The 6,567-nt window shown below is 72.4% G+C and carries 5 protein-coding genes; 4 read left to right on the forward strand and 1 reads right to left on the reverse strand.

The genetic code is table 11. From position 1 onward, the window contains the following. Positions 1 to 1,186: UvrD-helicase domain-containing protein (locus IJH84_RS17590; RefSeq protein ID WP_367269044.1), on the reverse strand; the 1,186-nt coding region annotated here is incomplete at its 3' end. Between the two features lie 288 nt (positions 1,187 to 1,474). Here IJH84_RS17590 and IJH84_RS17595 point away from each other — a divergent pair. The 4 genes from IJH84_RS17595 to IJH84_RS17610 all read left to right on the forward strand — a co-directional run. Then, entirely contained in the window at positions 1,475 to 2,470 is a 996-nt protein-coding gene (locus tag IJH84_RS17595) for a chitinase (RefSeq protein WP_295146388.1), read from the forward strand. Between the two features lie 451 nt (positions 2,471 to 2,921). Continuing rightward, positions 2,922 to 5,849: a nitrate- and nitrite sensing domain-containing protein gene (locus tag IJH84_RS17600; protein ID WP_295146390.1), complete on the forward strand. Its 2,928-nt coding sequence runs from the start codon at positions 2,922 to 2,924 to the stop codon at positions 5,847 to 5,849. A 10-nt stretch (positions 5,850 to 5,859) separates the two neighbouring features. Further along, positions 5,860 to 6,279 (forward strand): roadblock/LC7 domain-containing protein, encoded by a 420-nt coding sequence (locus IJH84_RS17605; RefSeq protein WP_200073329.1) that lies wholly within the window; start codon positions 5,860 to 5,862, stop codon positions 6,277 to 6,279. Then, positions 6,276 to 6,567, forward strand: a 292-nt coding sequence (locus IJH84_RS17610; protein WP_295146393.1) for a DUF742 domain-containing protein, incomplete at its 3' end; no start/stop codon positions are given. The genes IJH84_RS17605 and IJH84_RS17610, both read left to right, overlap by 4 nt.

Below are 6,567 nucleotides of genomic sequence, written 5' to 3' on the forward strand. Positions count from 1 at the left end.
CACGTCGTCCGCTCTGCTCCGCCTCCGCCGAGGGCACCCCGTCCAGCAGGTGCGCCCGGCGCAACTGGTCGGCCACCCACGCAGCTTCCTGCGCCTGCGAGCCCAGCAGCCGCACCTGCACCGAACCGCTCGAACCCGCGGGGTTCAGCTCGCGCTGCGGACCCGCGCCGGGCAGCCCCGCGGCCAGCCTGCCGACCGCGGTGTGCACGGCCGCGGACATCCGCCTGCCCGCGGTGAGCACTTCGGTGCGGTCCGGCTCGGACTCGGTCAGGCAGCGGGAATCCGCGCCGCGGAAGGAGAAGATGGCCTGATCGGGATCGCCCGCGAGCACGAACTCCCGCGCACCCCCGGCGAGCCTGCTGATCAGCCGGTACTGCTGCGGGTCGAGGTGCTGCCCGTCGTCCACCAGCAGGTGGCGCACCCGGGACTGCTCATCGGCGAGCAGGCCGGAATCCCCGCCGAACGCGCCGAGCGCGCTGTTGACCAGCGCCGCGGCCTCCAGCGCGCCATCGCCGAGGGACACCGTCCGCTCGTACTGCACGCCGAAGCGTCCGGCGGCGACCCACTCAGGGCGGTCGTGCTGCGAGCCGAGCGCGATCAGGCGCTCCGGAGGGATGTCGCGTTCGGAAGCGCGGGTGAGCAGGTCGCGCAGTTCCCCGGCGAAGCCCTCCAGCGGCAGCGCGCCGCGCAACGGCTCCGGCCAGTTCCCGGCGCCGTCCTCGATGTCGCCGTCCAGCAGGTCGCGCACCCAGGCGTCGTACTGCGGGCCGCTGAGCATCCGCGGCGGCGGCTCCTCCGCCCGCAGCGCTTGCGCGCGCAGCACCGCGTAGGCGTAGGAGTGCACCGTGCGCACCAGCGGTTCCTGCGCGGTGCGCAGCCCGGCGCCATCGGTGAGCCGTTCGGTGATCGCCGCGCGCATCCGCGAAGCCGCCGCCCGGCCCGAGGTCAGCACCAGCACGTTCTCCGGCGGCACCGCGCGGTTCCGGATCCGCTCGGCCGCGGCCTCGGCCAGCAACGTGCTCTTCCCGGTCCCCGGTCCGCCGAGAACGCGCAGGAATCCGCCGTCGTTGTCCAGCACCCGGCGCGCGGGCTCGTCCCACTGCGGCGCGCGAGCACCACCGGAGCGCCGGACCAGCATCGGGGCGCTGTCCGGGGGCTTCGCAGGAGACGATTTCGGGGCGGTCACGGCCCGATGGAACCACGAGCCACCGACACCGATCACCCGACCCGCGGCGCCGCCCGGGAAAAAGGGCAATTTCCCATTGTGCCGCGGATCACTTCCGCGTTTTCCGATGTGGACCGAACAATTCGCTGGCCAGGTCCGATACAGGCCGGGAAAGAGGTGGCGCATCGACCGGCCGATGGGAGCAGATCCCTCTTACTTTTGGTGGTACGAACCAATTTCGGATTCTGCGAAGGTGCGCGGTGCCACGGACCCCGCCGTGGCCGACGAACTCTCCCCGAAGGAGGACCAGTGGGCAAGCTCGGCAAGCACCTGCTCACCCTGGCAGGCACCGGTGTCGCCGTCACCTGCGCCGCGGCGCTGAGCGCGGGCCCCGCGCTGAGCGCGCAGCAGGCCCCGGCACCGGCGGCGGAAAGCCCGGTCGCCGCCTCGCCGTACCTCTACAACGGCTGGGGCTCCCCGCCGTCACCGTCCGAGGTGCAAAAGGCCAGCGGCATCAAGGACTTCACGCTCGGGTTCATCCTTTCCGACGGCGGCTGCAACCCGGCATGGGACGGCACCCGGCCGCTGGACGGCCAGGACAAGGCCACCGTCGAGGAAATCCGCGCGGGCGGCGGTGACGTCATCCCGTCGATCGGCGGCTGGAGCGGCAACAAGCTCGGCGAGGCGTGCACCGACGCGCAGTCGCTGGCCGGGGCCTACCAGAAGGTGATCGACGCCTACGGCCTCAAAGCCATCGACATCGACATCGAATCCACCGAGGTGGAAAACCCCGAGTCGCGAAACCGCGTGATCGAGGCGCTGAAGATCACCAAGGAGGCCAACCCCGGGCTCAAGACCGTCGTCACCTTCGGCACCACCACGACCGGCCCGAACGAGAACGGCAAGGCGATGATCGCCAAGGCCGCGGAGATCGGTGCGGAGATCGACGTGTGGACGCAGATGCCGTTCGACTTCAACGGCAGCGACATGGCCCAGGACACGATCACCACCACCGACGCGCTCAAGGACCTGCTCAAGCAGTCGTTCGGCTACGACGACGCCGCCGCCTACGCGCACGCGGGCATCTCGTCGATGAACGGCAACACCGACCAGCAGGGCGAGCACGTGGACGTGGCGGCGTTCCAGAAGATGGCCGACTACGCCAAGCAGAACGGGCTCGGCCGGTTCACCTTCTGGTCGGTCAACCGGGACCGGCCGTGCACCGGCGGCGGAGCCGACAGCTGCGGCGGCGCCGAGCAGCAGCCGTGGGAGTTCTCCGGAATCGTGGCCGGTTTCGCCGGCTGAACGACGCCGGACGGACCGCGAGCCGCGCGCCGCGGTCCGTCCGGAACCCACTGCCGTTCCCGCGCTCAGCACGAAGCCCCGGCGCATCCCCGAACTTCCAGCGGTATTTCCAGGTCCCGGCCCCGCATTCGTCGATTCCACGTGCCGATCACCGGTCGACGACAGCGCGATCCCGGAGCCGTTGCGCCGACCGGAGCAGCACGCGTTCCCGCGGACAAGCAGTTGATCTTCGTGTGCTAACCTCGCGAAGGTTTCGTGCGGACAACGGCGGATGGGGGCATGGCGGAAAACCCGGCGTTCGAGCAACCGGCGTTCGATCACCCGGCAGCACCAGTTCCGTTCGCCGCACCCCGCGAACCCGTGTCGCGGCCCGCGCCCGCGCTCCGCGCCGCCGAGACCCCGCGTCGCACGTCGCCGCGGGCACCGGCACCGCGAACACGGGTGGGACGTAGTGCAGAAGTTGGACGACTGGCGCAAAGGCCGCCGCAGCCTCCGCGACCGGCTCTACGGCGTGGTGCTGATCCCCGGCATCGCGCTGCTGGTGCTGTGGTCGATCGTCAGCGGCCTGACCCTCTACGACGGTTTCCACCTGCGCGGCATCGCCTCCGGTGTGCGGGACGTGTCGCTGCCCGCGATGCGGGTGCTGGCTTCCGCGCAGAAGGAACGCACCCTCAGCTCGCTGGAGCTCACCGCCCGCGGCTCCACCGGTGAACGCCTTGCGCGGCAACGGGAAACGACCGATCGCGCACTGGCGAAGATGCGGGCCACCGCGGATCCGGCGGCGGCCCCCGCGGGCGTGCGCGAGCGGATGCGCGCGCTCGACGGCGTGATCCGCGAGCTGCCCGCGGTGCGCGCGCAGGTCGACGGCGGGCAGACCGACCGGGCACGGGTCCACGCCTACTACGACGGGTTCCTCGACACCGGCTCCGCCCTGTTCGAAGCGCAGGCGCGGTTGTTCCCGGACGCGGCGGTCTCCCGCAGCGGAATGCGGGCCAGCGAGCTGTTCACCGCCGCGGACCGGATGGCGCGAGCTGCGTCGCTGGCCTCCGACGGTCTCCGCGCGGACCTGTTCACCGAGCCCGACCACCTGGCGTTCGCGCAGTTCACCGGGTCCTACCACCTGGAGTTGGAGAGCGCGGCCCGGAACTTGGCACCGGCGCAGGCCGGCCACTACGCCGACATCCTCGCGACGCCGCACTTCCGGCACCTGGTGGATCTGGAGAACCGGATCGTCGCGCGCGGCGCGTGGACCCCCGCGGGCAGCGGCGAGGACGCCACCCCGCCCGAGATCGACGTGGCGGACTGGCTGACCACCAGCGATCTGGTCGCCGACGACCTCAGCTCGCTGGCTTCCGCGCAGGCCCAGCGCACCGCCGCGGACGGGTTGGCCGCGGGCGACCGCAGGCTCGGCCAGGTGGCGGTGGGCAGCGTGGTCGCGCTGGTCGTCATGCTGCTGGCGACGTTGGTGGCGCTGCGGGTCTCGCGCAGCCTTTCCCGGCGGTTGAACGGCCTGCGGGACGACGCGCTGGTGCTCGCCGACGGGCAGCTGCCGGAGATCGTGGCCCGGCTGCGCCGCGGCGAGCGGGTGGACATCGCCCACGAGGTCGCGCGGCTGGATTACGGCCGCGACGAGATCGGGCAGGTCGCCGAGGCGTTCAACACCGCTCAGCGCACCGCGGTCGGCGCGGCGGTGCGGGAATCGCAGGCGCGCGAAGGCGTGCACACCGTGTTCCTCGGCATCGCCGGGCGCAGCCAAGCGCTCGTGCACCGGATGCTGACCATGATCGACCGGCTGGAGCGGGAGGAGACCGATCCGGACCGGATGACGCTGCTGTTCGGCCTGGACCACCTGGCCACCCGCGCCCGGCGCAACGCGGAGAACCTGATCATCCTCGGCGGCGGGCAGCCCGGCCGCCGCTGGTCCCGGCCGATCGAGCTGGCCGACGTGCTGCGCAGCGCGGTCGCCGAGACCAAGCACTACGCGCGGGTGCACGTGCAGAAACCGCCGGAGCTGGCGCTGCACGGCGATTCGGTCGCCGACACCGTGCACCTGCTGGCCGAGCTGCTGGACAACGCGACCGCGTTCTCCCCGCCGGATTCGCGGGTCGGCGTGCGCACGCACACCTCGGCGCACGGTGTGGTCGCCGAGGTCGAGGACCGCGGGCTCGGTATGTCCGACGAGGACCGGGACGCGGCGAACGCGATGCTCGCCGACCCGCCGGAGTTCGACGCGATGGCGCTGCGCTCGGACAGCAGGCTCGGGCTGTTCGTCGTCGCCCGGCTCGCCGCCCGGCACGGCATCGCGGTGGAGCTGCGGACTTCCGCGTACGGCGGTGTGCGAGCGGTCGTGCTGCTGCCGTCGAAGCTGATCGTGGAGCCGGTGGAGCAGGAACCCGGCGAGGTTCGCACGGCGCAGCTTCCGCGGGTGCGCGCGGAGAACGCGCCGCTGGAACCCGTCGAGGCCGGTCCTGCCGCGCTGGAGCCACCGGAGGGTCCGGTCGCGCCCGGCACCCCTGCCGCCGACGGCGGCACCGCTTCCGGCGACGAATTCGCCTGGCCCGCCGAACCGGGTTCGACGCAGCTCCAGGCCGCCGAGACTCCGGCCGAATCGCCGGAAAAACCGGTCGAAGAAGCACAACCTTTTTCACCAGCCACCGACAGTGTCGAAAACCGGTTCCGCACGGGCTCGGACATCAGCAGTTCATCCGACGTCACGCCTTCGGAGGACGACTACCCGGCAACGCAGAGCTACCGTGCGGACGGTGAGGAACCGAGCGGTTCCGGAGCGCCGGGGCACGCGGAACCGGCTTCCGGCGGCGACGAGGACTCCGGGATCACCGAGGACACCGGGCTCGAAGCGGCATGGCCGACCGAGGACCCCACCACCGAAGGCACCGCCACCGGGGACGCCGCCGCGGATGATGCGCCGCGCGTTCCGCCGGAGTCCCCGGAGGAGACCACCGACGAATCGTTCGCCTGGCCGCTGGAGGAGGACGCGAGCGGCACCGGCGAGGCGATCACCGACCCGCCCGGCCACGCCCCGGTCGGCCGGGACGAGCCGAGTAGCACCGACCGAACCGACGACACCGCGCGGCCCGAGGAGCAGGACCGGCCGGTCCCCCTGCCCCGACGCCGCAAGCAGGCCAACATCGCCCCCGAACTGGTCCGCGACCATCCCACCGAGGACGACCGGGAACGCAGCGACGCCCCGGACCGTTCCGCGGAGGAGGTGTGGACGTTGATGTCGGCCATCCAGCGCGGCACCGACCGCGGCCGCCGAGCCGATCCGCGCGGTCCGGACGCCGACGCCGAGAGCCACCGCAACGATCCCGGCAGCAACGACCCGGGTAGCAACGACCCCGGCAGCAACGACGATTGAGGGAGAGCCTGTGCAGAACACGAGCGCGCCGACCGAGCTGGGCCGGCTGCTCGACGACCTCGTCGGAAGTGTCGCGGGCACGCGGCACGCGGTCGTGCTGTCCACGGACGGCCTGGTCGTGGAAGCCTCCCCGGAACTATCCGATGTGGACGCCGAAGCGCTGTCCGCGACGGCTTCCGCGCTGCACGGCCTGGCCCGCGGTACCGGCACTCGGTTCAGCGGCGGCTCGATCCGGCAGACCGTGGTCGAGATGGACCACGCCTTCCTGTTCGTCACCGCCGCGAACGCCGGTACCTGCGTGGCGGTGCTCGGCGACGAGCACGCCGACGTCGGCCGGATCGCCTACGAGATCAACCTGTTCGTGCAGCGGGCGGGCGCGGCCATCGCGTCCGCGCCCCGCTCCCGCCTCGACCCGGCGGCGGCGTCATGATCACGCGGCAGTGCACGACGGGCGGCTGGCGGGACAGCGCCGCCGGACCGCTGGTGCGGCCGTACGCGATGACGCGGGGCCGCACTCGTGCGGACGAGATCGAGCTGCACCGGACGACGCTGGTCGTGGCGACCGGCGACCCGCCGCGCACGGCCGGTCCGACGCCGCGGCACGCGGCTGAGCCGGTCCCGTCGGACGCGGCCGATCCCACCCCGGACGCGGCGGATTCGGCCCCACCGCACGCGGCCGATTCGGCAGAGTGGAGCGCGGATCACGAGCGGATCCTGC

Source organism: Saccharopolyspora sp. (genome assembly GCF_017434145.1).
In the GTDB taxonomy this organism is placed as follows: domain Bacteria; phylum Actinomycetota; class Actinomycetes; order Mycobacteriales; family Pseudonocardiaceae; genus Saccharopolyspora_C; species Saccharopolyspora_C galaxeae.